We start from the raw sequence: 25,249 nt of genomic DNA, 5'->3' as shown, positions 1-25,249 counted from the left end.
CATGATGAATAAAGAACAGATACTAATGTGCGGTGATGAGTTGTACGAGGCGATGACACAGCGTCACACCCTGCGTCCTTTTACCGAACGATTTGAAGATATCACGATTGAAGATGCTTATAACATCTCACTGCGCATGATGGAGCGACGGGTCGCGGCCGGGGAAAAGATTATCGGTAAAAAGATCGGCCTCACATCAAAAGCTGTGCAGAACATGCTCAAGGTAGGCCAGCCGGATTTTGGTTTTCTGACCGATGCGATGGCTTATTCTGAAGGCCAAGAGATGCCGATCAGTCAGCAGTTGATGCAGCCAAAAGCCGAGGGTGAGATTGCTTTTATCCTGAAAAAAGACTTGCTTGGGCCGGGAATTACTAATGCCGATGTGCTTGCCGCGACGGATTGCGTGATTCCCTGTTTTGAAGTGGTCGATTCACGTATCGAAAACTGGAATATCAAAATTCAGGACACGGTGGCGGATAACGCTTCTTGTGGTCTGTTTATTCTCGGTGATAAGGCGGTTGATCCCCGTAAAGTCGATTTGGCTACTTGCGGCATGGTGGTTGAGAAAAATGGTTCGATTATCTCAACCGGCGCCGGTGCTGCAGCACTGGGTAGCCCGGTGAACTGTGTCACCTGGTTGGCGAATACGCTGGGACAGTTTGGTATTCCATTGAAGGCCGGTGAAGTGATTCTGTCAGGCTCCTTGGTGCCGTTGGAGCCTGTGCAAGCAGGTGATTATATGAGCGTCAGTATCGGCGGTATCGGTTCTGCTTCAGTGCGGTTTGTCTAACGGCCGATGATATGGCTTGAAGCGCCTAGCAACAGCGCTTAAGGGAAAAATTATGAGCAAGAAATTAAAAGCAGTGATTATTGGGCCGGGTAATATTGGTACCGATTTACTCATGAAAATGAAACGCTCCGACTGGATCGAACCGGTTTGGATGGTCGGTATCGACCCTGAATCCGACGGTCTAAAACGGGCCAAAGAGATGGGCATTAAAACCACCGCGGAAGGCGTTGATGGTTTGCTGGCCCACATTATTGAAGATGATATTCGGGTTGCCTTTGATGCCACCTCGGCTTATGTCCATGCAGAGAACAGCCGTAAGCTGAACGAGCTGGGGGTGATCATGATCGATCTAACACCCGCTGCGATCGGCCCGTTCTGTGTGCCACCGGTGAATCTGGTACAGCACGCTAAAGAGTTGGAGATGAACGTCAATATGGTGACCTGTGGTGGCCAAGCGACAATTCCGATGGTCGCGGCGGTATCCAAAGTCCAACCGGTTGGGTATGGCGAAATTATCGCCACAGTCTCCTCTAAATCAGCGGGTCCCGGCACCCGTAAAAATATCGATGAGTTTACCCGCACCACCGCCAGCGCGGTGGAAAAAGTGGGTGGCGCTAAGCAGGGTAAAGCGATCATCATCATTAACCCAGCCGAGCCACCGCTGTTGATGCGCGATACTGTCCACTGTCTGACCGAAAGTGAGCCCGATCAAGCGGCGATCACCGCATCGGTTCAAGCGATGGTCAAAGAGGTGCAGAAATATGTGCCGGGTTACCGTCTGGTGAATGGCCCTGTCTTTGATGGCAATCGAGTGTCCATGTTTATGGAAGTTGAAGGGCTGGGTGATTACCTGCCTAAATACTCCGGCAATCTGGATATTATGACTGCCGCCGGACTGCGTACCGCTGAGATGTTTGCTGAAGAAGCGGCCAACGGCAATATCACCCTGCCAGCCCGCGGCTAAGTGGAGGAAAAGAAGATGAATTTGAACGGTAAAAAAGTAGTACTCCACGACATGAGCCTGCGAGATGGTATGCATGCTAAACGTCATCAGATCTCACTGGAACAGATGGTTGCCGTGGCAACTGGTTTAGATGCGGCGGGTATGCCGCTGATCGAAGTCACCCACGGTGATGGTCTCGGTGGCGCATCGGTTAACTACGGTTTCCCGGCCCACAGTGATGAAGAGTATCTCGGTGCGGTGATTCCAAAGCTGAAAAACGCCAAAGTATCAGCGCTGCTGTTGCCCGGGATCGGCACGGTTGATCATCTGCGCATGGCCAACGATATGGGCGTGAACACCATTCGTGTCGCGGCCCACTGTACTGAAGCGGATGTTACCGAGCAGCATATCGGCCTGGCCGCTAAGCTCGAAATGGACACGGTCGGGTTTCTGATGATGGCCCATATGGCCAGCCCAGAAAAGATTTTAGAACAAGCGCGGCTGATGGAATCCTATGGCGCCAACTGCATCTACTGCACCGATTCCGCTGGGTATATGCTGCCGGATGAAGTGACTGAAAAAATCGGTCTACTGCGGGCAGAATTAAACCCAACCACGGAAGTCGGTTTCCACGGTCATCATAATATGGGGATGGCGATCGCTAATTCACTCGCGGCGATTGATGCCGGTGCGATCCGTATCGATGGTTCGGTGGCTGGCTTAGGGGCCGGTGCCGGTAACACCCCTTTGGAGGTACTGGTAGCGGTGCTTGATCGAATGGGTGCAGATCATGGAATCGACCTCTACAGCATTATGGATGTGGCGGAAGACTTAGTGGTGCCGTTGATGGATCAGCCCATTCGGGTTGATCGAGATGCACTAACTCTGGGTTATGCCGGTGTGTACTCCTCGTTCCTACTGTTTGCCAAGCGCGCTGAGGCGAAGTATGGCATTCAAGCTCGGGATCTACTGGTGGAGCTGGGCCGTCGCGGCACGGTCGGTGGGCAGGAAGATATGATTGAAGATTTGGCGCTGACCATGGCCAAAGAAAAGGGGTTAATTTAATGTCCGAAGTAAACGAAAATAAGCTGACCACCGCGCAGATTGAAGCACTGGCCGAACACCTGGAAAACGCAGAATTACAGGCGTATGAAGTCACTAAAATTACCGATGATTATCCAGAGATGACCTATAAGGATGCGTTTGACATCCAATGGGAGATTCGTCGTCGTAAAGAAGCCCGCGGTCATAAGATTGTCGGTATGAAGATGGGACTGACCTCATGGGCGAAAATGTCCCAGATGGGAGTGGAACATCCTTGTTACGGCTTTCTAGCCGACTATTTTACCGTGCCCGAAAGCGGTGAAATCAAGATTGACGAATTGATCCATCCGAAAATTGAAGCGGAGCTGGCGTTTGTCACAAAAGCGCCGTTGAAAGGACCCGGTATCCATATTGGTGATGTGCTGCGGGCGACGGATTTTGTGATGCCTGCGGTGGAAGTGATTGATTCGCGTTATAAAGACTTCAAATTCGACCTTAAATCGGTGATTGCCGATAACTCATCGTCTACTCGGTTTATCACCGGTGGTCGTATGGCCGATGTGGCGGATCTTGATCTGAAAACCCTTGGCGTGGTGATGGAGATCAACGGCGAAGTGGTTGAAGTAGGCGCAGGCGCTGCGGTGCTGGGGCATCCGGCCTCATCGGTGGCGATGCTGGCGAATATGCTGGGCGAGCGTGGTGAAGAGCTACCTGCCGGGTCTTTTGTCATGATCGGTGCGATTACCGCAGCGGTGCAAGTGAACAAAGGTGATTCTTTTTGTGTTCGTTATCAGGGTTTGGGTACAATCAGTGGTAAATTTGTATAACTGATTGGGGTGGAACAGTGACGGGCGAAAGTGGTATTGAGCAACAACTGACCGAACCGGGTCAGGAAGGTCCCGTCACCGTCAGCATCTCCCGCAAGGTGATTCCGGGGAAAGAAGCGGACTTTGAACGCTGGGTTTCAGCTGTCGTTGAAGAGGCGTCGGTCTATCCGGGTCATCAGGGCAGTAATGTTTTGCGCCCCTCGGCTTCTACGGGCAACTGCTACGTGCTTATCTATCGGTTTGATAATTATCAGAATTGTCAAAACTGGGAAGGTTCTGAAGTTCGCCGGGCGTGGCTCAAAAAACTTGAGCCAATCATTGAGGGTGAGCCTGAAGTACAGCGTGGCACTGGACTCGAGTTTTGGTTTGACCTGCCCGAGCTACCGGTCAGCAAACCTTCGCCCCACAAGATGACGTTCGTGTTGCTGGTGGTGGTATATGCTTTGGTGATGGCGATCAATGTGCTATTAGGGCCATTCCTTAATAGTCTCGATCTATGGTTGAGGTCAGTCGTGATTGTGCTGTTACAGGTGTTATTGCTGACCTATATCGTAATGCCCCGCGTCACCCGGTTGCTGCAATCCTGGCTGTTTCGTCAGGGGCCTAAATAGGGCGATTAAGAAAGAGGAAAACGGCATGCCTATCGTGACGGTTAATATGATGGAAGGACGCTCTGATGAACAGAAAGAGCGGATGATAGCGGAAGTAAGTGATGCGTTGGTGCGTTCGCTGGGTGCACCGATTGAAAGTGTTCGGGTATTGATTAACGAGATGCCTAAACAGCATTTCGGTATTGCGGGCCAGTCGGCTAAAAAACTGGGCAAATAACTGTGAACATGAGCTGTTGGCATCCGTGGTTTCGATCAACACTTTGAGTCAGTCATGAAGTTGATGGATTCAAGTTGTGGTTGCTTAAAATCATATCGATAAAACCTCCTGCGGGAGGTTTTTGCGTTTAGCGGCAACAGCACTCAACTGGGCCGCGAGAGATGGTATGATGGCGGCTCGATAACTCCCGTCTATAAAGGTATTGAGTGAAATCCGATCTGCTGAACGATGATGTTCGTCCTACCCTGATTAAAATGACGCTGCCGATGATGCTCGGTATCGTTAGCCTGATGCTGTTTAATGTTGTTGATAGTTATTTTGTCAGTCAGCTAGGTACCCACCAACTGGCGGCACTGGGTTTTACCTTTCCTGTTTCATTTACGGTGATCAGCCTATCGATCGGCTTGAGTATTGGTACTTCTGCAACCATCGCTAGGCTGATCGGTTCGGGCAACGAATCCGGCGCTCGACAGCTAACCACCGACAATCTGTTAATGACCACCTTGTTGATGATCACCATCGCAGTGTTGGCTATTCAGGTGATCGATCCGCTGTTTCGTTTATTAGGGGCAGGGGACGATTTACTTCCCTATATCGACCAGTATATGTCGGTGTGGTTTGCTGGGGCGGTTTTCTATGTCCTGATTATGGTGTCTAACAGTTCATTACGGGCCAGCGGTGACACTCGCACACCCGCCTTATTGATGGGAATCTCATCGTTGCTTAACTTGGTACTCGATCCACTGATGATTTTTGGTTGGGGGCCGGTGCCTGGGCTAGGGATTCAAGGGGCTGCGATTGCCAGTGTGATTGCCTGGAGTGTGACGGCGGTGTTTGCTTTATTAAATCTTTATTTTAATAAAGGTTTATTGGTGCTGCGGATTGAATCGGTTTCTGCTGCACTGCAGCACTGGTTGATGGTGATGAAGATCGGTTTTCCCGCCGCGCTGTCGAATATGATGACACCGATTGCCGCGGCTATTATGACGGCGATTGTGGCAACTCACGGGCCTGAAGCGGTGGCGGCATTTGGTGTTGGCAGCCGCTTAGAATCACTCTCCTTACTGGCGAATTTGGCTCTGTCGATGACCCTGCCACCCTTTATCAGTCAGAACTTTGGGCGCGGTCATATTGAGCGTGTTCGCGGGGCTTACCTGTCCGCAGTGAAGTTCGCGCTGTTATGGCAAGCCATTGTTTATCTACTATTACTCCTCTTTGCCGGTGGCATTGGCTCGCTGTTTAGTGACAATGAATCGGTGATTAGCTTAATCGGATTGTGGATTCTTATTGTGCCGCTTGGGTTTGGCTTTCAGGCCGTCACCTTTCTGACTGCGTCCAGTTTCAACGCTTTACATCAGCCAATTAGAGCGATGCGGATCAGCGTGTTTCGATTGTTTTGTCTCTATGTGCCGTTGGGGCTATTAGGTAATTATTTGGCCGATTTACAAGGGATGTTTATCGGTTTTGTGATTGCGAATATGTGCACTGCAGCAATGTCGTATTGGTGGATGCAGCGACATCTCAAACGTCTGTAAAGTCTTTGACTTCAGTAAAATAAGTTGTATCTTGTCTTAAGGCCGTAACAGACGAAACCTAAACTCTTGAGCTAAGTCAAAGCTTAGTTATAGAGCTTATGTAAGTCTCTGTTATAGGGCTGCATATTGAATGATTTTGGGTGATACTGCTCGTTTGGTTTGCGATCAAATTGTTTATCACTCAACCAAAGTCATATTACACTGCGGTGCTGTTAACGCTATTATCCGCGCAGTGTTAATAATAACTAAATAATAACAACGCTATACAACGACTCGAAACAATCAACTCTCAAGAAGCAAAGGGGACACGAGCATGACACAGAAAATTGCTCTAGTAACAGGAGGTACGGGTGGTATTGGTACCGCTATCTGTCGGGCATTGGCTGACGCAGGCGTAAAAGTTGTTGCTGGTTATAATTCTGGCGGTAACCATGAAAAAGCTAAAGCTTGGCAGGCTGAGCAGAAAAACGATGGCTATGATATTTTGGTTGCCTATGGTGATGTTACCGATGAAGAATCATGTGCTGCCTGTATTAAAACGGTAGAAGAAGTCGCCGGCGGTAGCGTCGACATTCTGGTCAATAATGCGGGTATTACCCGTGATGGTACTTTCCGTAAAATGAGCTGGGAACAGTGGAACGAAGTATTATCCGCTAACCTAGACTCCATGTTCCATATGACCCGTTTGGTTATCAATCCTATGCTGGATAAAGGCTGGGGTCGGGTTATCAATATCTCATCTGTTAATGCACAGAAAGGTCAGTTTGGTCAGTGTAACTACTCTGCGGCTAAAGCGGGTATTCATGGCTTTACTAAAGCATTGGCGCAAGAAGTGGCCGCTAAAGGCGTAACAGTGAACACTGTTTCTCCTGGTTACGTCATGACACCGATGGTTGCTAAAATTCCTGAAGAAGTTCTGGAAAAGATTATTCGTCAGGTACCTGTCGGTCGTCTAGGTGAGCCTTCTGAGATCGGTAAAGCGGTTACTTACTTGGCTAGCGATGATTGTGGCTATGTAACCGGTTCTGACTTCTCCATTAATGGTGGTCAACACATGTCATAAGCTGTATTCAGCTGATAAAAAACCCGCTTTTGCGGGTTTTTTTGTGTTTCATTTTTTGTTTCAAGTGCTCAATTAATGAGCACTTGAGGACAATTTACGCAGGGTTTCAACGAGCCTGCTGAAGGTTACTGTAGAAACGGATCTGTAGAGCTTCATGTTGCAGGGTGAGTGGCTGACACTGCCACTCTAGCTCTAACTGTTTAAGATCGTTACTGTTGGTTGAGGTTTGACGTTGCTCTAGGGCCTTTTGCAGTCGGTCCATCTGATATTCCATGCGTAAGGTCTGGTCCTGTTCAGGTGACTCTAATCCGAGTAAAATTTCCAGTCGGATACAGAGTTGGCGCAGCGCTTTCTCGGTAACTTTAAGCAGATCTTCCAGTTCAATTTCGTCTGAGATGAAGGCCAGCAATTGCTCGTAGCGGGCATTGATCATCGGTCCAAACTCGCCCTCTACTGCATCACACTGATGCCATGCGGCTTCAATCTCATCCAGTGCTAACTGGTCGAGAGTGCCATCCTGAATAAAGTGCTCCAACTGATCGCACAATTCGATGCGTTGTAATAGGGCGGGATAGGTTTGGCTGTCAGCCAGAGATGTGTTTTTAACGCCAGTCGGATTTGGTTGTTGCTCGTTCTGTTTGTTCTTATTGAGGTTTTCAAATATCTGGTTACAGGCTTTACGAAACGCTGGCCAGAGTTCCCGTTCGAGGCTATGGAAAGTATTGCCTGCTTCCTTCCAACGCTTCTGCAAGGCCTTCACGTCGGCTGCCGCGGTGCTGAGATCTTCTTCTGTTAGCAGTTGCTCAGCCTGCGTAAGCAGGGCTTTCTTCACATTGGCTACTTCATCTCGGTGGGCCGCAATTTTCTGATCGATCTGTTTGAGTAGAGCATTAAACTCGGTTTGCACTTGGCGACCAGGGGTTCGATCTACCGGTGCATACTCTTTCCATTCTCGCTTAGCGGTGCGGCTGACCTGTTCGATCAAAGACCAGTCAGCTTGTTGCCAGTCGATCTGTTGGAGGAAGTTGCCAAGCTCTGACACCAGCGCGGTGCGTTTGTTGAGGTTATCCGTACGTTGCTGCTTCTGTAGTCGAAAATATTGCTCACAGGGCGTATAGGCCTGATCTGATGCGGCTTTAAAGCGCTGCCAGGTTTTATGTGAGTGTAGCGGGTCATCGCTGTCGAGCGCTTTCCATTGTAGCTGTAGCGAATTGATCTGTTTTGCCAGAAGCGGTGCCTCGGTGCTGCTGTCGATTAGGGCTTCCATCGCCTCGCATAAGGCTTCTTTCTTTTCTTTTACGGCAAAACCCTGCCAGTTTTTCAGTTCGTTGAGTTGCGCCAGTAGTCCTTTATAGCGTTGCTGCAGTGATTTGGGAGGATTTCCGCCCATATCGTTCAACTGTGTGTCGGCTTGCTGTGCCAGTTGGCAGGCATGTTTGATTTGCCCGGCTTCGATCTGTTGTTCGAGTTGGTTCAGCAGTTCAGTCAGATCCTGATAACAATGTTGCTGTTCCTGTTTTAAGCGATTGATCTGTTGTTGGATGTTGTCACGTTGTCCGCCAAGGCTATGTAACCCTTCGGGCGGTTTTATGTCGCTAGGCCAATTTAACTGTTTGATGAGTTTATTCCGCTGTTCAAGCTGGCTCAGCAAGAGGGTTTTATCGGCGTCATTGGGCTGTTCGTCATCGAGTAAAGCGGCAATGACTGGTTGCTGTTGCAACCATGTACGGCCAGCCTGTTGATAGTGATCAAAACGCTGTTTCAGCGGCTTGATCAGGATTGGGGCTTTTTGCGCATCGATGCGGTGTAATTGCTCGATGGTGTTATCCCAGCAGGTTTGTTCGGCATCCAGATCAGCTTTGCAAAAGAGTTCGCCGGAGATCAGACTGGCGCAACGGTTAACGGTGTCTTCTAAGGTTTGGCACAGCGCTGATTGCTGCAACGCTTCACTATGAACTTTTTGCTGTTCTGCCTGTTGTTGCTGGCATTTTAGCTGTTCGGCATTGACCGTTTTCTGGCAACATTCAACCAGCGTGTTATAACGCTGCTCTTGGTTGTCATCGTTGGCTTCTTTTAGACCTGCCCATTGCTGACAAAGGGCTTCCAGTTTGGCGCCATAAAGAGGGAAGTACTCGGTTCTACTGAGCTGTTCAAGACTGCAAAGCAGTTCTTCTTTACGCAACAGCCATTGTTCTTTAAGACGGGCTTGCTCCTGCTGTTGCTGCTGTTTATTGCGAATAATCCGATAGACGGTTTTATCCCGTCCTCGGATCGCTTTACCGGCTTGTTCTAATAGTTCTGGAGACTCGAGCTTTTCTGCTGCGAGTTGGCGCAGTTGAGTACAGTTGCCATTAAGAATGACTGAAATCAGACTTTGTTGATCGTTGATGCGACGTATCGCATGTTGCTGGATCTCTGCGTTTTCACTGTGCAGGGCAATATGCGCGAGCATATTCTCATCCTGGAGACAGTTAATGCACTCATGTTGCTGGCTGTAGGTATAGCCGGGGTCTAAGATGATTTCGCAGATCCGTTTAGCGACACTACGACGGATATCGGGATCCACATCATGGGCTAGAATGTCGGATAATAGATCGGGTGCGGCAATTTTTTCGACAGCCGCTAAACGAACTTCAACACTCTGATCCTGCCGGGCAAGCTGAGCAAGCACTTCACGGTGCTCGGTGTTACCAGGGCTTAATCGGTGCACTGCGCGAATGCGAACAGTGGCTTTATTGTGCTGCCAACGGGGTTTGAAAAACTTTGCAAACATTACATCGATCCTGCAAGGGCCACTTAAAAACAACGGTACTGGTGGCAAAAGGCCGTATTCTACCGGCGTTTAGCGGTGCAGGAAAAGCCTTGACAGAAAAGAAATAACGTCTCTTTACGGCGACGGCGGTGGTTGTTTGCCTGTCTGTGGGGCTTCACAGTGGTTTATCGAGGTAAAATTTATTTATGGTTATTTTATTATTTCGACTTCGCCATCAACGTAAACCCAGTGATTATCCTGTTTTCTAAAGAATGAGCGCTCGTGAAGATCAGCTTTTTGCTCAGAGGTTTCAAAATGGGCTATAAATTCCACGATACCTTCTTGATCATCCGGCTGTCCCGCCTCGGTGTTAAGGATCTTCAGTCCGGTCCAGGTGGTGGCTTTTATTTGTTCTGTAATCAGTGCGGCATCATCGGGGTCGCGGTGTTCAATCGCGGTGGTGCTGATGAGATAATCGACGGCACCAAGAACGAAAGCAGTATAGCGTGAACGCATCAATGCTTCGGCGGTGGGCGCCGGTTTATGTCCTTCAATGGCCGCTTCACAGCAGAATGAAAATGGCTTATTTGAGCCACAAGGGCAGGCAAGCGTGGTATCTTTATGATCGTGAAGCATATGGGCCCCGGCTAAGATAGAAATCAACTATTGATAGGCTATTATAAGGGGCGCGAAAATTAAACCTATTGATCAAAAGCATTAGCCGGTAATCCGGTATAAAGGCGAATAGAATGGCGGCATCCTCAACACCCACCTTTTTCTGGCATGACTATGAAACGTCGGGCGCGGACACAAAACGTGATAGGCCGCTGCAGTTTGCCGGTATCAGAACCGATCAGGAGCTGAATATCATCGAAGAGCCGGTGATGTTTTATTGTAAGCCAGCAGAAGACCTGTTGCCCCATCCACAAGCCTGTTTGATCACCGGTATTACACCGCAAAAAGCGTTACAAGAAGGTTATTGCGAAGCTGAGTTTATGGCTATGGTACACGAACAGTTAGCCCGCCCTGGCACTTGCGGCGTAGGGTATAACAGTATTCGTTTTGATGATGAAATTACCCGTTATGCACTGTATCGCAATTTTTTCGACCCCTACGGGCGTGAATATCAGAATGGTTGCTCCCGTTGGGATATTATCGATATGTTGCGATTGACCCGGGCACTTCGTCCTGAGGGTATCGAATGGCCGGTATACGAGGATGGACGCCCGAGTATGCGCCTCGAAGATTTAACCAAAGCCAATGGTATCGATCATGGCAATGCCCATGATGCCTTAGCAGATGTGTATGCCACGATTGCGATGGCTCGCTTGGTTAAAGAGCGGCAGCCTAAGTTATACCAATATGCGCTGAATAATCGTGATAAACGGACCATTCAGGGGCTGCTGGATGTTATGACGATGAAGCCGGTACTGCATATCTCATCTATGTATCCTTCTGAGTGGGGTAATGCGGCTGTGGTCGCTCCCCTTGCCCAACATCCGACTAATAAGAACGCGGTGTTAGCCTTTGACCTGCGTTGTGATCCGACCCCCTTGCTAAGCTTGCCAGTAGATGAAGTGCGTCGGTTAATCTACACCCGGGTTGAGGATCTGGCCGAAGGTGAACAGCGTATTCCACTAAAACAGATACATACCAATAAATCGCCAATTATTGCTCCGGCGTCGATGTTAACCGCAGCAGAGGCAGAACGGTTAAATATCTCGGGTGATCTGTGTCGTACGCACCTAGCGATGTTACGCAGCAGCTCTGATTTGAAGCAAAAATTGGCCGAGGTGTTTTCCGCCGCGGATTTTGCAGATGATTTTGACCCAGACCATATGCTTTATAGTGGCGGGTTCTTCGGGGATGCCGATAAGAAGAATATGGAGATCATCAGAAGTACCCCACCGGATCAATTAGCTACGCTGGACTTGGCGTTTCAAGATACCCGGTTGGAAGAGATGTTTCTGCGCTATCGTGCCCGTAACTATCCCTTTAGTTTGCATGAAGAGGAACGGGCCCGTTGGGAAGAGTTCCGCCACCTGCGGCTGCTTGGGCCTGATAATGGCGGCCATCTGACGATGACAGAGCTCTTTAGTCAATTGAATGAACTATATCAACAGCCGGATCTATCGGCCTCTCATAAAGAGATTCTTGAAGAATTGGCGTTGTATGCTGAAGCGATCTATCCGATGGATGAGGTGTATTGATGAACTCTTCTGTTAGCGCAAAGACATTCGCCCTGTTGACCTTGGTGGTCAGCGCGAGTGTTATGGCTGACAGAAAAGAGGATCTTATCAATCCGATCGCATATGACGTGGTTAAGCCTGACGGCTATATGGACTCGCCAGTGGATCCCGAAAACGTGTATAAGTATCGGCGGCGGGGTTATGTGGATAGTGAGCCGATGTCTGAAATTAAGCCCTACGACATTCCTGAACGACAATTGCCGCCCCCGACAGTGGTGCCCTACAGTGAACCGGCTGAGGTTGAACGGGTGGTTAGCGTAGAGCAAAAACCGCCGCCATTAACCGGCGAAGATAAGGTTTTTGCTCAAATTGCGCGTGATCAGTTAGAAATAAAATGTGCGCTGGATGATTCTTTGGCCGATTGTGAAGGCATTGAAATCGAGGTTAGGCCGGCGCCACAGGAAAAGAAACCCCGCTCGCGCAGGGTTATCGATCGTCAGCTTCAGGCCTCTGGCACAAACTGATGGGTTTGTTTGAGTTTACTAATATCAGCATCACAGATGGTTCTGAGTGCTTGCTGATCAACGCCGTCACGGTGCTGTTCTCCGAAGGAACGTACCGTTAGGCGTCGTAGAGGCAGTTGCTGATAACATTTATCTAAGTCTTCCCGTGTCAGCTCATTAATGGCGCGGGTCAATTGCGCCCGACTATCAAAATTGAGTTCTCCCCGATCAATCTCATGCCAGTAGCGTTCACTGAGCTCCGACATGCGATTTTCTTTCTTGTTGATGCGTGAGATAACACTTCGCTTAAACGCTTCGAGTTGCTGTTCATCCATGGCGGCCAAGGTGGTTGCTGTGGTTTGGATGAACTGGTCGATCTGTTGCTCTAGTCCGATGGGGTTGGTATTGGGTGATTGAATCACAAAGGCTAGTCCGGGGGCTTTACGCATCGGCAGGGATGTCTCGAAGACCACATAACCGAGTTGTTGCTCGGTGCGTAAGCTGCTGTAGAACGGCGCGGATAGCATCTCAGCTAAGAGGGCGTATTCAGCCCGGGTTTTCATATCGCTACTCTCACCTTGGAAATAGACACTGATAGCCGAGTCATTATGCTCTAACGGTAACGTCTGGGTGAGTTGCTGTTCTTGTTGCAACTGAATAACCGGTAGTGCATGACCGCTGGCCGAGGTTTTAGCCGATGGCAGGGCAGTGGTGACGGTATTGGCCATCTGTAAGGCTTCTGCCGCAGTCAGGTTGCCGTGTGCCAACATACGCACTTCAACTTGATCGAGTAGCTGCGGCACAAAGGCTTGTAAACGTTGTAAGGAGACCGTATTGAGGGCCGCTAGTTTTTTATCGGTGCTCCAGCTTTGCAGCAGTAGGTTATAGATTTCGCCGAGAGTTTGGTTAAAGGGCTTATCTTTACGGCTGTTCTCCAGTTCCTGGGTATATTTCTCTTTCAGCCGAGCAAAGCTAGCGTCAGTAAACTGTGCCTGTTGCAGGCTAGTCATAACCTGTTGCAGCAGCTGTTGCTGTTTATCATCATAGCCAGAGATACGAACACTCAAACCCCGCATATGAGGGTAGATCTGGGTATTTAGGCCCGCCAGCGAAGCATCATAAAAGGTTTCATTTAGCTGATCATTGATGAGCTTGGTAAAGAGTGCGGTCATGACCGCGTTCTCCGGCGTTTGGTTAGCCTGTTCTGAAATAATTGAGAAGAAAAAGTCTACTTTTGGCAGTTTGAAGGTCGCATCCTGTTTATGCCAGAGGGAATAGCCATCTCGTTGCAGAATTCGTTCGGGCCGTGACTGTTCATGCTCGAGGGGTTTAAGAGTGAAATTATCGGCGATAAAGGGGTTAAGCTGACGTACCTGTAAGGCCGGGTCAATAGACGGGTTTTGCCACTGTTGCAGGCGCTCGGGTGAGATTGGCGTAACACTGTACTCAGCCTTAAACCAAGGATCTTGTTGATCGGTTTCGAGGTTTTTAGCTTGCAGAGTGATGAGTAGGTTCTCTGGGGTTAACTGCTCTAGAATTTGATTAATTAAGGCCGGTTCAAACTTTTCCATCAAATAGTCGGCGCTGATAACGGCATCGGCAGGGTAGAGTTGTAAATTGTGTGCCAGCCTGGTGACTTCATGAATCGGCTCTGATTGCTCTTTGAAGCGGAAGCTGATATTGCTGAGTTGTTGCTCTTCTTGATAAAGGGCCGCAGATATTCCCTGCTGTTTTAATAGCTGAATCGCCGCAAAGGTGGTTTCGATAACCTGATTATAGTGGGCAAGGCCTTCGTCTGTGAGTGAAATTGATAATTCGATTGAGGATTGATCTGGTAGATCGGTGCCGCGGTATGCGCTCAGACCATTGACCCAACCTTTCGCTTTAAGGGCAGAAAAAAGGCTGCCTTTGCCTTCATAGCCAAGCATCGAGGTAATAAAGTGGGCGGGCTTTTCGCGATAATAGGCGCGGGTGGCCTGAATCGGAAAGGTTAACGTGAGTTGTTGGATATCTTTCAGCGTTTTAATATTCTGCTGTTCCGGCAGGTTGGTATATAGCGGAACGGCGGATAGAAAGGGGGTGGTATGACGATTTTTAACCGCTGAAAATTTTTCTTCGACGAGCTGCTTTAGTTCTGAAACCGGCGCCTTGCCCAACACCACAACGGACATCATATTGGCAGAATAGTAGCGTTCATAGAAGGCGATAAGATCATCTCTGAGTTTGCCATCCTTATTTGATAGTGTCTCTAGGCTACCCACAGCAAATTGGCTCATACTGTGCTGAGGGTTGATCAGATGTTTGCCAGCCGAGTATCCCCGCCGACCGTCGTCGCGTAATTTTGATTGATATTCGGAGTTCACCGCATGGCGTTCACGGTCGACATATTTTTCAGCAAATAAAGGCTCGACAAAAAAGCGTGAGAAGCGATCCAGTGCCGGGGCTAGCTGATCGGCTTTAATATCAAAAAAATAGTTGGTGTTCTCGAATGCCGTAAAGGCGTTGTGATTGCCACCATGATTACTGATGTATTCCTGATAACTACCCGCCTGCGGATATGTTTTGGTGCCTAGGAAGAGCATATGTTCAAGAAAGTGAGCCAGTCCGAGACGGTTTTTTGGATTCGCATTTGAGCCCACATTAATATTGACGGAAGCGGCCGCTTTATCGGTGGTTGGATCTGAAATGACCAGTACTTTCATCTCATTTGGTAAGGTGAAAGCAAGGTAGTCGCGGTTGTCCGTAGGGCTTTTTTGGATGGCAGCGTAGGCGGTGTTGACGGTAAACAATAGCAGCAAGAAAAGGCTGTAAACGATATTTTTATTATGTCGGGTGTTGCGCATACACTCAGGCCTCTGGATGTTAAAGCGGTCGTTAAAAATACAATCTAAACGTCTATCTAATCATGGCAACCTTACGATGCCTGCAAATGGCATAACAGGGGGACGCGAAGAGGGTCGCTCGATAGCGTTTGCAGATCTAAAGCTTTATATCGTCTTGCGATACTGCTTTAGTCGATTCGCTATGCGCCTCGCCTCGGTCATAAAAATCATTATCCTTAAGGCCCTGTTATTTATAGCCCTTTCTGTTATATATCATTGTTGTCTGGTTATATATACCAACGGTAACCAAATTGGACAGAGATTTTCTGACTAGGTTCGATTGTTTCTTTATTCGCTTAGGATGTTTTACAATCATCTCAGTAAGTTTTTGTTGTTATAACTGTTTTTTACACGGTGGATGGATTCTATGAATCGCGAAAAGGTGATTTACGCTTTCTTTATAGTGCTTGCCTTAACCATGAACTTCGGTTTTTTTATCGGCGAAATCGATGATCCGGCACATCATAATGTGTTTGAATTTTTTGCCGCTATCGTTATCAGCATCATCTGTACCGTACTGAAGTTTGGTGATCGTACCCATCTGGGCGCACTGATGATGGCGACGAGTTTGGTTGCTGATCTGCAGTTGGTTATTGCTGCCATGATATGGGGTTACGGGTCTCAGTTATCGGCGAACGGTGTTACCCCTGAGATGTTTAGCAGTGTGATTTCGATGTCGGGTGGCGCATTGCTGGCTAACATTGTCTCGGTGATTCTGCTGATGGTTGAGACCATTGTCGTGCGCCGTTAATCGTTCGCTGTTATGAACGATATCTTCTATTTGATGTTACGCCGCTTGCGGCACCCATTGATAACGCTGATTGTTGTCTATTCGGTGTCGATTTTAGGCTTTGTCATGGTGCCCGGTCAGGATGATCAGGGTAACCCTTGGCGCATGGATTTTTTCCACGCGATCTACTTCGTCAGTTTTATGGGGTCTACCATTGGTTTTGGTGAGATCCCCTATGCCTTTACCTCGGGACAACGAGCGTGGACCTTAGTTACCATCTACGGCACGGTGATTGCGTGGTTATACTGTATTGGTTCATTACTGGCTCTGTTTCAAGAGCCGGTATTTCGCCGTATGTTACGACGTCGCTCATTTGCGAATGAAGTGAAGCACTTTAACGAGCCATTCTATCTCGTATGTGGTTATGGTATCACCGGCAGTGCCATTATTAAGAAGCTCTGCGATCGAGGGGTTCGTTCAGTGGTCATCGATATTGATCAAGAACGGATCGATGAGCTGGAAATTGATGGCCTCGTATTAAGGGTGCCAGGGTTATGTGCCGACGCTTCCTTACCCGAAGCGTTGGATGATGCTGGCTTACAGCATCCCGACTGCATCGGTGTGCTAGCATTGACCAATGATGACAATGTTAACCTGTCGATCTCTATTGCGAGCAAGCTGTTAGTGCCGCAGCGGATCGTTGTCAGCCGCACCGAATCCGACGTGAATGCCCGCAATTTAGCCTCGTTCGGCACCGATCATATTATCGATCCTTTTAAGGATTATGCTGAATACCTCTCGCTGGCGGCCCACGCGCCCTATACCCATTTGGTTTATGATTGGCTGGTCAACCCCTTTCATAGACCCTTATCGAGTGTTTATAAGAAAGCCAGTGGTCTGTGGATTATTTGCGGCTTAGGGCGCTTTGGTAAGGCGCTGTACAAAGAGTTTGCTCGGCAGGATGTCGAACTGGTGCTGTTGGATGATGATGCGACCCAGCTCAAAGGTTATAACAATACCGTGATCGGTTTAGGCACGGAGGCGACTACGTTGCAGAGCGCCGGTATTATGGATGCCGTGGGTATTATCGCCGGAACGCACAATGATGCGGATAATCTGTCGATTATTATGACGGCCCGGGAAATGAATCCTAAATTGATTACCGTGGTACGTCAGAATCTAAATAGTAATACCTTGATTTATCAAAATTCCAAAGCTGATTTTATTATGGAGCCGGGAAGGATTATCGCTAACCGGATACTGGCTAAACTGAAAACACCTCTGCTGCCTGCTTTTATTGAACAGATGAAGCAGCAAGATGATGTTTGGGCGCATACCTTGTTAAATCGGATGAGCAGCGTCGCCTCGGATGAAGAGTTAGATAGCTGGTCGATCACGGTAAGCCCGACGACAACCCCGGCGATCTGTGCGATTACCGCGGAAGGGCTCGAAGTGAAGCTGAGTAATCTGATGAAGGATCCTCGCCATCGCAAAGATCAGCTCCCCTGTTTCCCCTTAATGTTTAGCCGTGACGGTGAGCGTAAACTGTTACCGGGTGAATTGATGGTGCTGCAAGAAGGTGATGAGATACTCTTCTGTGGGCTTGCCGAGGCGAGCAACCAGATGAGCTGGAGTATCAATAATTACAATATTCTGTTTTATCTCCAGACCGGTGAAGAGCCGAGTCATAATCTGTTGGCCAAACTGTTGAAGCGAATCTAATGCCATATTTCCTATTGACTATGACGGTGCTTTTTTGGGCCGGTAACTTTGTGACTGCCCGAGGTATTCATGCTGATTTTCCTCCCCTGACAATGTCGTTTATGCGCTGGGGCTTGGCGCTATTAATTATTCTGCCTTTCGTACTGCCACGTTTACGACGTAAGTGGTCAGTTATTATGCCTAACTTGCCGATTCTGGTGGTTTTATCGGTATTGAGTGTGGTTTGTTTTAACTCATTTATCTACCTAGGGGTGCAGACCACTCAGGCGACGAATGCCACCCTAATGCAATCGGCTATTCCGATTATTATTTTGGTGATTACGTCGCTGTTTTTGGGCGAGACGGTGGTGCGTCGCCAGTGGTTAGGCGTCTGTATCTCGCTGGCCGGGGTGATAATGCTGGTGGCCAAAGGCGATCCTGAAGTATTGCTCACGTTCTCGTTTAATACCGGTGATTTATGGATTTTGGCCGGGGTGCTGAGTTGGTCGGCTTATTCGGTGATGTTACGCCTGAAACCGATTGAATTAGATGGCTTCACCTTTTTTGGTTTTACCGTGGTGGTTGGTGTTATCGTGCTCTTCCCGTTTATGTTATGGGAGTATTTTGCCGGTGCTCGACCGAGCTGGAATGAACAGACGGTCTCGGCAATTGTCTACATGGCGATCTGTCCATCGATACTTTCCTATATATTCTGGAATCGCGGGGTTGCTCAGTTAGGGCCTGCCAAAGCGGGGTTGTTTATCCATCTAATGCCGCTGTTCGGTTTAATTCTGTCAGTTATCTTTCTCAATGAAGCCGTGGAACCTTTCCATTTTATAGGTATGGGGCTAATATTCAGCGGCATCTATCTAGCGATCATTACCGGTCGCAACCATAATGATAAAAAGTCACCGGCATAATTGATAACTAGCCGAGTGGTTTATTAAAACGAAACGAAGGAGTTTCTATGCGTACACTGTTGGTTCCATTTTTTGCACTGATTATCAGTTTTGGTCTGATCGTCCCTGATGCTGAAGCGAAACGGTTTGGTGGTGGTTTTAGTTTTGGAAAATCCTATTCAACCCCTAAACGCGTTCAACCTGCAGCACCAACGCAGCAAAAAGCCGCACCAACAGGAAGTAGTGCAAATGCTGCAGGTCAGCCTCGTCGCAGTGGTTTCGGTGGCTTGATGGGTGGTTTGTTAGCCGGTGGCTTACTCGGTGCGCTGTTTATGGGTGGTGCCTTCGATGGCATTCAATTTATGGATATCCTGTTAATCGGTTTGCTGATCTTTGCCGCAGTGAAAATTTTCTCGGCGATGAAAAAACCGGCTCAACCGCAGTATGCCGGTGCTCAGCATCGTCAGGCAGCGCAAGAAGCTGACGCAACTGAGACAGCGGATACATCAGAACCGGCTGCCTACCAAAGCGCGCCTGCGGCCAGCAGTGCTAGCGGTATGGATTTTGCCACAGAGCTGCAGCTGCCCGAATGGTTTAATGAACAGGCATTTTTGGAAGGGGCTAAAGGTCACTTTAGTCATCTGCAGAATGCTTGGGATAATAGCGACTGGGATGATATTAAGACTTACACCACGCCTGAATTGCTGGCAACACTGCAAGCGGAGCGGGCAAAGCAAGCGGATGGTCAGAAGACCGAAGTTGTCTCGGTTATGGCAGAGTTGGCGAACTTTATCGATAACGGTGATCATGTTGTCGCGTCGATTAACTTTTATGGCTGGCTGAAAGAAGACAGTGATGAAACCACCGAGTTTAGCGAAATCTGGCACCTGCGCCGGGATATGGATGGTGCGGATACCAATTGGGTGATTGTTGGTATCCAACAGCCCTGATTGAGTAGGTCAATGCTTTACAATAAGGCTTAACAGCAAGCCTAACTAAAAAACGCAGCCATGAGCTGCGTTTTTTGTTTTGGCGGAAACTAGCGGCTAGGCTTCTTTGCGAGTAAATACCCAGGTATCATTTTTAGATAATGCTTCATCATATTGATAACCGGCTAAATCAAACTGCTTTAGCTGTTCGGCATCGACAAGCTTATTTTTGATCGCGTAACGGCACATCAATCCGCGCGCTTTTTTGGCGTAGAAACTGATGATTTTAAACTGCCCATTCTTCCAATCTTTAAACACCGGCGTAATGATACGAGCCTGTAATGATTTAGGTTTAACGGCTTTAAAATACTCATTAGACGCGAGGTTAACCAGTACCGCTGGTTCGCTAGCGTTAGCGGCTAATGTTTGGTTTAGGTCATCGGTAACGATATCGCCCCAGAAACTATACAGGTCTTTGCCGCGAGGGTTACTTAGCTTAGTCCCCATTTCTAAACGATAAGGCTGCATAAGGTCTAAGGGTTTGAGCACCCCATAGAGCCCGGAGAGAATACGCAGGTGCTGTTGCGTAAAGGTCAGATCATCATCGCTGAAGTCTGCTGCATTCAGGCCGCTATAAACATCCCCGTTAAAAGCTAGCAGTGCCTGTTTGGCGTTCTCTTGGGTGAAGGGTTCGGACCAGCTTTCATAACGAGCCACATTGAGTGCTGATAGCTTATCGCTGAGCTTCATGAGTTCAGCAATATCCTGTACCGAGTAACCCCGCAGTTGCTCTATCAGTTGTTGAGACTGATCTAGGTGTTGTGGCTGTGTGGCGCGATCGCTGATGGCCGGGGTATCGTAATCAAGATTTTTTGCAGGTGAGATAACCAGTAGCATAGTATTTTCATGTCATTGTCTGATGATGTCTTGATCCTAAACTAAAAAGGCCAGCTCTGGAAAGAGTTGGCCCAATTAGTTCTGTTAATCAGCATGATAGTTTTAGCCGCAGGGTTGGGAATGTAGCCGAGTATTCAGCTCATCTACCACTTCAGTCCAGTCTGAATCGATGTCTAGGCACTCTTTGATAAAGTCAGCCTGACTATCGTTCCAGAAAGTTGCTTCGCTCAGTTTTACATCTTGGCTGAACAGTGTATGCGTGCGAATAAATTGATCGATATAGGCATCATCACTGGGCATTCCCAACTGGGCAAACAGGGCATTCATCGTATGTGTTGATCTGTCCATTGTGACCTCTGTTGTAACATTTCAGTTTACATACCGTTGAAATTCAGTGTCTCAAGTTTTGATCACCATTGTGGCGTTGTCAAAGTCCTTTGGCGGTTATCTCGCTAAGGCTTGATCTAGCCCTTGCCGTCAGGCAACTCCGCAGGATTACTTGGGGCGTTGCGCTTAGGTTGGCTGCGTTTTTGTTTTTCATCCAGTTTGATATAGATGGCTAATGAGCCAAAGGTGCCAATCGCTACTAGAATGGCGATAATGTAAGGATTGGAATTCTCATTGCCAACCGCACGGGTATACATCGCAGAAACTAACATGCCGCCAACAAAGCACAGTGCGGTCATAATAATGTTATTCACAATCGTGCCCGGTTGGTAATTGGGCGCGCGCTTGAGCATTAGAAACAGCGTTATGAGCAGTGAGCCGAGTACAATGGAGGAAGGGATAAGCGATGACATAGTGATTCCTTACATAAGAGATGGCTATTTGTACCACCGATCAGTGTTTGAAAAAACCCTCAGGCGTCATCTCAACCGCGATTACCTAGGCCAGAGGGCGAATTTTCTTGTATTATAGAGCGCAATTTTCGTTAGCTTCAGTATAAAAGATAAGCAGATGACCAAACAGACCGTTCTGACAGGGATTACAACCTCTGGTACTCCACATATTGGTAACTATCTAGGTGCCATTAAGCCAGCCATCGAAGCGAGCTTGAATAGCAATAATAACAGCTATTTTTTTCTCGCCGATTTTCATGCACTGATTAAATGCCACGATCCAGAGCGGGTTGCCCGTTCTACCCGTGAAATTGCCGCGACCTGGCTAGCATTGGGCTTGGATATCGATAAAGCCACGTTTTACCGTCAGACCGATATTCCTGAAATTACCGAGTTGGCTTGGATTCTCACGTGCATGACCTCAAAGGGGTTGATGAACCGAGCGCACGCTTACAAAGGTTCTGTTGATGTGAACCGTGAAGCCGGACGTCAAGATGATGACGATATCACCATGGGGTTGTTCAGTTATCCTATTCTAATGGCCGCCGATATTCTGATGTTTAACGCGGATATTATTCCGGTAGGTAAAGATCAGATCCAACATATTGAGATGGCGCGGGATATTGCGGGCCGTTTTAACCACACCTATGGCACGCTGTTTAACCTGCCGGAAGCTCAGGTTGATGAGCAAACTCAACTGATTCCCGGGTTAGATGGTCGCAAGATGTCTAAGAGTTATGACAACACCATTCCGTTGTTTAGTCACTCGGATGATCTGTATAAATTGATTAAACAGATCAAAACCGATGCCCTGCAACCGGGCGAGCCAAAAGACGCGGATAACAGCACCATCTTCCAGTTATACAGTAACTTTGCATCGCCGGCAGAACAGGCGCTGATGCGGACTAAGTTTGACAACGGTATTGGCTGGGGCGATGCCAAAAAAGAGCTATTCGAATATTTGGACAGCTACCTGAGCCATCCGCGAGAGGAATATAATCGTCTCATGGGCGATCTTGGTTATGTCGAAGAGCAGTTACTGAAGGGCGCGGACAAAGCCCGCCAGTTTGCTTCGCCAATGCTGGAAAAAGCGCGGGTTGCTGTCGGTATTCGACCCTTAAACTGGCAGGGCGCTGCGAATCAGCAACAGGAAGCTAAGCAAGAGAAAGAGCAATCGGCAGAGCAGATCGCCCGTGCTGAAGAGGGGCGTCGTCGCGCAATTCTGATGCAATTGAAACCATTACTGGACCGGGTTAACAACGCTGCTGACAAGGCCCAAGAAGCCGCTTCACTGTTAGCCGAAAAAGAACAGCAAGTCGCTGGTTTGAAAAAGAAAGCCAAACAGAAAGCTCAGAACGAGCTGGACCTGCTGCGCGAAGAACTGGCAGGCTTACTCGGCTAATAACGCTCGTTAGACTGAAAGGAGAAGGTTCCATGTTGACTACCCTGATATCAGTATCAGCGTTGGCTGATCGGCTGGATGGTAACGATATGACAACGGTCGTATTGGATTGTCGTTCATCGCTTATGGACCCTGCTCAAGGTCGACGGTTCTATGGGGAAGGTCATATTCCTTCGGCCGTTTTTATCGACTTAGAAACTGAGCTATCGTCCCCCATTACTGCGCAGAGTGGCCGTCATCCATTGCCAGATTTTACCGCGCTAGCAGCGATACTGCGTGGTGCCGGTGTCAATTCAACCACTCAGGTTGTGGTTTATGATGATTGTGGTGGGGCGATGGCCGCGCGTGCATGGTGGTTAATCCGTCTGCTTGGCCATGCGGCGGTAGCGGTATTGGATGGTGGCTATCCCGCGTGGTTGGCTGCAGGTTTTCCAGTGACGGATCAGGTTGCAGAGGTGATACCGGGCGATTTTTCCGGCGTGCCTGATCTAAGTATGATCGAGCCGTTACAACAGGTGGCCGATGTACCCGCGAAAGGGATGCTGATCGATGCCCGTAGTGCCGAGCGTTATCGTGGAGAGCAGGAACCTATTGATCCGGTTGCCGGACATATTCCGGGAGCGGTTAACCGGCCACTGCAGCAAAACTTAACGGCCGATGGGCTGTTTAAGTCGGTGGCGGTATTACAGCAGGAGTGGCGACATTTTATGGGTGATTATCAGCCGCAACAGATCGTTCACTATTGTGGCTCAGGGGTGACGGCCTGTCATAACCTGTTAGCGATGGAACACGCTGGTTTAGTGGGCGCTAAAGTTTACCCTGGTTCTTGGAGTGAGTGGATCCGTGATCCACAGCGGCCGGTGGCAACCGGTGCCGAGCCTCGAAGCTGAATACGCTTAGATGGATTATCAGGCTACCCGTCACTATATGTTAAGTCGTCCCGAGGCTTGGGAGGACTTTCCCTTTTATCCCCATATCGCGGTCATGAAAGTTCGTCATAAAATGTTTGCCACACTGTCTATGGATGGCGATATTGGGCGTATGAATCTTAAGTGTGATCCGGCCGAAGCGCAGATGTTAAGAGATGTCTTTAGTGCTGTTCTGCCGGGTTATCATATGAATAAACGTCATTGGAATACGGTGTTACTCGATGGCAGCATTCCTGCCGGTGAGTTGCAGCGGATGATCGATCGCTCTTATGGTTTGGTGGTGAAGGGGTTGCCCCGTAAAGACCGTTTGCCGCTAGAGCTTCAATATGGCCCCGAACGCTTATATCGCTAACGTTGGGCCAAGATAAATACCATAGTCATGTTTTATGGCATCCATTGAAAACCAGTACTTACAATTAGTTAATAGATTTATATACTGAGAGAAAGTTATCCACATAATGGAGTTTTCTATGTCCCGCTTTCAGTCAGGTGTTATTGCTGAGGCAAACAGCGATGCCCAGTTTATTACTCTAAATGTAGTTCGTTCAGCCGATGCGGTGGCGCATGTGCGCAAGGTGCTAGCGGAAATTCCCGCCACGGAAGTTAAATTTAGACAGCAATATCCCGATGCCGATTTACATATCACGGTTGCCATTGGCAGTGAGTATTGGGATCAACTCAGCCCAACGGAGCGCCCGGCTCAATTGACGGCTTTTCCTGCGTTCAGTAATGGGGATATTCATGCCCCTTATACCCCAGTCGATCTGTTATTGCATATCCGTTCTGAACGTCATGATCTTAATTACTTAGCCAGCGTCATGTTGATGCAGCGTTTAGGCGCGGATGCCTCATTGGTAGAAGAGATGCATGGTTTTCGCTATTTAGAGATGCGTGATCTGACCGGTTTCGTTGATGGCACAGAAAATCCGCAAGGGGATGATCGGATCAGTGTGGCGGTAGTTGGCGATGAAGACCCCGACTTCAGCGGTGGTAGCTATATTCATCTGCAGCGTTTTGAGCACGATCTTGAAGCTTGGAATAAGATCAGTGTTAAACAGCAGGAAGATATCTTTGGTCGCACCAAAGAGGATAATATTGAGTATGCCAGTGCCGATAAAGCCGCTTTTGCACATACTAAACGTACCTCATTGAAAGATGACGATGGCAACTCGATTGAAATTTTACGCCACAGTATGCCTTATGGCGACCTTAACCAACGCGGGCTGATGTTTATCGCTTACGGCTGTTCTCCGGTGCCTTTCACCAAAATGCTTGAAAGTATGATTATGGGCGACGATGCCGGTCACCATGATCATTTGATGGATTATACTCAAGCATTAACTGGGCAGGCTTTTTTCGCTCCCTCTGTTGATTGGTTAGAACAGTTGGCTTGAGCCTTTTTTTGATATCACCTCATCGACCTAAAAGTGTCATCGGTTTGTCAAATTGATTCCATAGACTACACTTAAGGGATAGCAATATTCTGGATTATCTGGAGATAAAAAAGTGGCAGTGCAAACAGTGTAGTCTACGTAGATAGGCACAATGCGCGTGCTGTAAAAAGTAA

The 25,249-nt window shown here is 48.4% G+C and carries 24 protein-coding genes; 18 read left to right on the top strand and 6 right to left on the bottom strand.

Going from position 1 to position 25,249, the window contains the following annotated elements; all coding sequences use genetic code 11:
* The first annotated feature begins 4 nt into the window (after positions 1-4).
* The 8 genes from dmpE to phbB all read left to right on the top strand — a co-directional run bounded on the left by dmpE (position 5) and on the right by phbB (position 7,030).
* The gene (gene dmpE, locus AC0L4K_RS14180) at positions 5-790 is read left to right on the top strand and encodes a 2-oxopent-4-enoate hydratase (protein ID WP_417227488.1); all 786 of its coding nucleotides are present in this window, start codon (positions 5-7) and stop codon (positions 788-790) included.
* Positions 791-842: 52 nt separating this feature from the next.
* The gene (locus tag AC0L4K_RS14175) at positions 843-1,754 is read left to right on the top strand and encodes an acetaldehyde dehydrogenase (acetylating) (protein ID WP_473266787.1); all 912 of its coding nucleotides are present in this window, start codon (positions 843-845) and stop codon (positions 1,752-1,754) included.
* Between the two features lie 15 nt (positions 1,755-1,769).
* Complete coding sequence (dmpG, locus tag AC0L4K_RS14170) at positions 1,770-2,798, top strand: 4-hydroxy-2-oxovalerate aldolase (protein ID WP_473266785.1); 1,029 nt, start codon at positions 1,770-1,772, stop codon at positions 2,796-2,798.
* On the top strand, positions 2,798-3,604 hold the full coding sequence (gene dmpH, locus AC0L4K_RS14165) for a 2-oxo-3-hexenedioate decarboxylase (RefSeq protein ID WP_473266784.1): 807 nt from the start codon (positions 2,798-2,800) through the stop codon (positions 3,602-3,604). Before dmpG ends, dmpH begins: the two co-directional genes overlap by 1 nt.
* Positions 3,605-3,621: 17 nt before the next feature.
* Entirely contained in the window at positions 3,622-4,215 is a 594-nt protein-coding gene (locus AC0L4K_RS14160; RefSeq protein ID WP_473266783.1) for an antibiotic biosynthesis monooxygenase, read from the top strand.
* A gap of 4 nt (positions 4,216-4,219) precedes the next feature.
* The gene (locus tag AC0L4K_RS14155; RefSeq protein WP_417226403.1) at positions 4,220-4,432 is read left to right on the top strand and encodes a 2-hydroxymuconate tautomerase; all 213 of its coding nucleotides are present in this window, start codon (positions 4,220-4,222) and stop codon (positions 4,430-4,432) included.
* A 206-nt stretch (positions 4,433-4,638) separates the two neighbouring features.
* Positions 4,639-5,967 carry an MATE family efflux transporter gene (locus tag AC0L4K_RS14150; RefSeq protein ID WP_473266781.1) on the top strand — a complete coding sequence of 443 codons (1,329 nt, stop codon included), beginning with the start codon at positions 4,639-4,641 and terminating at the stop codon, positions 5,965-5,967.
* A 313-nt stretch (positions 5,968-6,280) separates the two neighbouring features.
* Complete coding sequence (gene phbB / locus AC0L4K_RS14145) at positions 6,281-7,030, top strand: acetoacetyl-CoA reductase (RefSeq protein WP_473266779.1); 750 nt, start codon at positions 6,281-6,283, stop codon at positions 7,028-7,030.
* A 106-nt stretch (positions 7,031-7,136) separates the two neighbouring features.
* Here the strand turns inward: phbB and AC0L4K_RS14140 are convergent, their stop codons facing one another.
* The gene (locus AC0L4K_RS14140; RefSeq protein WP_473266778.1) at positions 7,137-9,803 is read right to left on the bottom strand and encodes a DUF349 domain-containing protein; all 2,667 of its coding nucleotides are present in this window, start codon (positions 9,801-9,803) and stop codon (positions 7,137-7,139) included.
* A 189-nt stretch (positions 9,804-9,992) separates the two neighbouring features.
* Positions 9,993-10,418 carry a YchJ family protein gene (locus AC0L4K_RS14135; protein WP_417226393.1) on the bottom strand — a complete coding sequence of 142 codons (426 nt, stop codon included), beginning with the start codon at positions 10,416-10,418 and terminating at the stop codon, positions 9,993-9,995.
* A 113-nt stretch (positions 10,419-10,531) separates the two neighbouring features.
* On the opposite strand from AC0L4K_RS14135, the gene sbcB reads away from it, so the two are divergent.
* Together sbcB and AC0L4K_RS14125 are read left to right on the top strand one after the other, a co-directional pair.
* A complete protein-coding gene (gene sbcB, locus AC0L4K_RS14130) occupies positions 10,532-11,992 on the top strand; it encodes an exodeoxyribonuclease I (protein ID WP_417226391.1) in 1,461 nt (486 codons plus the stop codon).
* Positions 11,992-12,495, top strand: coding sequence for a hypothetical protein (locus tag AC0L4K_RS14125; RefSeq protein WP_473266776.1), 504 nt, complete (start codon positions 11,992-11,994; stop codon positions 12,493-12,495). Before sbcB ends, AC0L4K_RS14125 begins: the two co-directional genes overlap by 1 nt.
* On the opposite strand, the gene AC0L4K_RS14120 is transcribed toward AC0L4K_RS14125, so the two are convergent.
* On the bottom strand, positions 12,474-15,317 hold the full coding sequence (locus tag AC0L4K_RS14120) for an insulinase family protein (RefSeq protein WP_473266775.1): 2,844 nt from the start codon (positions 15,315-15,317) through the stop codon (positions 12,474-12,476). The two genes, AC0L4K_RS14125 and AC0L4K_RS14120, sit on opposite strands and share 22 nt — an antisense overlap.
* 406 nt (positions 15,318-15,723) lie before the next feature.
* On the opposite strand from AC0L4K_RS14120, the gene AC0L4K_RS14115 reads away from it, so the two are divergent.
* From AC0L4K_RS14115 to AC0L4K_RS14100, 4 genes are read left to right on the top strand one after another with little or no spacing between them, the layout of a single operon-like run.
* Positions 15,724-16,107 (top strand): DUF6394 family protein, encoded by a 384-nt coding sequence (locus tag AC0L4K_RS14115; protein ID WP_417226386.1) that lies wholly within the window; start codon positions 15,724-15,726, stop codon positions 16,105-16,107.
* 12 nt (positions 16,108-16,119) lie between these two features.
* The gene (locus AC0L4K_RS14110) at positions 16,120-17,808 is read left to right on the top strand and encodes a potassium channel family protein (RefSeq protein ID WP_417226384.1); all 1,689 of its coding nucleotides are present in this window, start codon (positions 16,120-16,122) and stop codon (positions 17,806-17,808) included.
* On the top strand, positions 17,808-18,707 hold the full coding sequence (locus tag AC0L4K_RS14105; protein WP_417226382.1) for a DMT family transporter: 900 nt from the start codon (positions 17,808-17,810) through the stop codon (positions 18,705-18,707). Before AC0L4K_RS14110 ends, AC0L4K_RS14105 begins: the two co-directional genes overlap by 1 nt.
* Before the next feature lie 47 nt (positions 18,708-18,754).
* On the top strand, positions 18,755-19,636 hold the full coding sequence (locus AC0L4K_RS14100; RefSeq protein WP_417226380.1) for a Tim44 domain-containing protein: 882 nt from the start codon (positions 18,755-18,757) through the stop codon (positions 19,634-19,636).
* A 96-nt stretch (positions 19,637-19,732) separates the two neighbouring features.
* Here AC0L4K_RS14100 and yaaA read toward each other — a convergent pair whose 3' ends face one another.
* The 3 genes from yaaA to AC0L4K_RS14085 all read right to left on the bottom strand — a co-directional run bounded on the left by yaaA (position 19,733) and on the right by AC0L4K_RS14085 (position 21,312).
* Complete coding sequence (gene yaaA, locus AC0L4K_RS14095) at positions 19,733-20,512, bottom strand: peroxide stress protein YaaA (protein ID WP_417226378.1); 780 nt, start codon at positions 20,510-20,512, stop codon at positions 19,733-19,735.
* Positions 20,513-20,614: 102 nt separating this feature from the next.
* Positions 20,615-20,860, bottom strand: coding sequence for a DUF2789 domain-containing protein (locus tag AC0L4K_RS14090; protein WP_417226376.1), 246 nt, complete (start codon positions 20,858-20,860; stop codon positions 20,615-20,617).
* Between the two features lie 116 nt (positions 20,861-20,976).
* A complete protein-coding gene (locus AC0L4K_RS14085; protein ID WP_417226374.1) occupies positions 20,977-21,312 on the bottom strand; it encodes a hypothetical protein in 336 nt (111 codons plus the stop codon).
* A 157-nt stretch (positions 21,313-21,469) separates the two neighbouring features.
* Here AC0L4K_RS14085 and AC0L4K_RS14080 point away from each other — a divergent pair, with 157 nt between their 5' ends.
* The 4 genes from AC0L4K_RS14080 (at position 21,470) to AC0L4K_RS14065 (ending at position 25,076) form a co-directional block, all read left to right on the top strand.
* Positions 21,470-22,753, top strand: coding sequence for a tryptophan--tRNA ligase (locus tag AC0L4K_RS14080; RefSeq protein ID WP_473266773.1), 1,284 nt, complete (start codon positions 21,470-21,472; stop codon positions 22,751-22,753).
* A 32-nt stretch (positions 22,754-22,785) separates the two neighbouring features.
* On the top strand, positions 22,786-23,643 hold the full coding sequence (locus AC0L4K_RS14075; RefSeq protein WP_473266771.1) for a sulfurtransferase: 858 nt from the start codon (positions 22,786-22,788) through the stop codon (positions 23,641-23,643).
* A gap of 10 nt (positions 23,644-23,653) precedes the next feature.
* Complete coding sequence (locus tag AC0L4K_RS14070; protein WP_417226369.1) at positions 23,654-24,034, top strand: MmcQ/YjbR family DNA-binding protein; 381 nt, start codon at positions 23,654-23,656, stop codon at positions 24,032-24,034.
* A 118-nt stretch (positions 24,035-24,152) separates the two neighbouring features.
* On the top strand, positions 24,153-25,076 hold the full coding sequence (locus tag AC0L4K_RS14065) for a Dyp-type peroxidase (RefSeq protein ID WP_473266770.1): 924 nt from the start codon (positions 24,153-24,155) through the stop codon (positions 25,074-25,076).
* The last annotated feature ends 173 nt before the right edge of the window (positions 25,077-25,249 follow it).

The sequence above is a fragment of the Amphritea sp. GJ51-11 genome (assembly GCF_055808735.1).
Note: the sequence above shows the minus strand (reverse complement) of the source record. Positions and strands in the feature narration are given on the sequence as shown.

Excerpts from the sequence above, each read along its gene's own strand:
- dmpE (WP_417227488.1), top strand. The coding sequence starts at position 5 with ATGAATAAAGAACAGATACTAATGTGCGGTGATGAGTTGTACGAGGCG.
- AC0L4K_RS14175 (WP_473266787.1), top strand. The coding sequence starts at position 843 with ATGAGCAAGAAATTAAAAGCAGTGATTATTGGGCCGGGTAATATTGGT.
- dmpG (WP_473266785.1), top strand. The coding sequence starts at position 1,770 with ATGAATTTGAACGGTAAAAAAGTAGTACTCCACGACATGAGCCTGCGA.
- dmpH (WP_473266784.1), top strand. The coding sequence starts at position 2,798 with ATGTCCGAAGTAAACGAAAATAAGCTGACCACCGCGCAGATTGAAGCA.
- phbB (WP_473266779.1), top strand. The coding sequence starts at position 6,281 with ATGACACAGAAAATTGCTCTAGTAACAGGAGGTACGGGTGGTATTGGT.
- AC0L4K_RS14140 (WP_473266778.1), bottom strand. The coding sequence starts at position 9,803 with ATGTTTGCAAAGTTTTTCAAACCCCGTTGGCAGCACAATAAAGCCACT.
- AC0L4K_RS14135 (WP_417226393.1), bottom strand. The coding sequence starts at position 10,418 with ATGCTTCACGATCATAAAGATACCACGCTTGCCTGCCCTTGTGGCTCA.
- sbcB (WP_417226391.1), top strand. The coding sequence starts at position 10,532 with ATGGCGGCATCCTCAACACCCACCTTTTTCTGGCATGACTATGAAACG.
- AC0L4K_RS14125 (WP_473266776.1), top strand. The coding sequence starts at position 11,992 with ATGAACTCTTCTGTTAGCGCAAAGACATTCGCCCTGTTGACCTTGGTG.
- AC0L4K_RS14120 (WP_473266775.1), bottom strand. The coding sequence starts at position 15,317 with ATGCGCAACACCCGACATAATAAAAATATCGTTTACAGCCTTTTCTTG.
- AC0L4K_RS14115 (WP_417226386.1), top strand. The coding sequence starts at position 15,724 with ATGAATCGCGAAAAGGTGATTTACGCTTTCTTTATAGTGCTTGCCTTA.
- AC0L4K_RS14110 (WP_417226384.1), top strand. The coding sequence starts at position 16,120 with ATGAACGATATCTTCTATTTGATGTTACGCCGCTTGCGGCACCCATTG.
- AC0L4K_RS14105 (WP_417226382.1), top strand. The coding sequence starts at position 17,808 with ATGCCATATTTCCTATTGACTATGACGGTGCTTTTTTGGGCCGGTAAC.
- AC0L4K_RS14100 (WP_417226380.1), top strand. The coding sequence starts at position 18,755 with ATGCGTACACTGTTGGTTCCATTTTTTGCACTGATTATCAGTTTTGGT.
- yaaA (WP_417226378.1), bottom strand. The coding sequence starts at position 20,512 with ATGCTACTGGTTATCTCACCTGCAAAAAATCTTGATTACGATACCCCG.
- AC0L4K_RS14090 (WP_417226376.1), bottom strand. The coding sequence starts at position 20,860 with ATGGACAGATCAACACATACGATGAATGCCCTGTTTGCCCAGTTGGGA.
- AC0L4K_RS14085 (WP_417226374.1), bottom strand. The coding sequence starts at position 21,312 with ATGTCATCGCTTATCCCTTCCTCCATTGTACTCGGCTCACTGCTCATA.
- AC0L4K_RS14080 (WP_473266773.1), top strand. The coding sequence starts at position 21,470 with ATGACCAAACAGACCGTTCTGACAGGGATTACAACCTCTGGTACTCCA.
- AC0L4K_RS14075 (WP_473266771.1), top strand. The coding sequence starts at position 22,786 with ATGTTGACTACCCTGATATCAGTATCAGCGTTGGCTGATCGGCTGGAT.
- AC0L4K_RS14070 (WP_417226369.1), top strand. The coding sequence starts at position 23,654 with ATGGATTATCAGGCTACCCGTCACTATATGTTAAGTCGTCCCGAGGCT.
- AC0L4K_RS14065 (WP_473266770.1), top strand. The coding sequence starts at position 24,153 with ATGTCCCGCTTTCAGTCAGGTGTTATTGCTGAGGCAAACAGCGATGCC.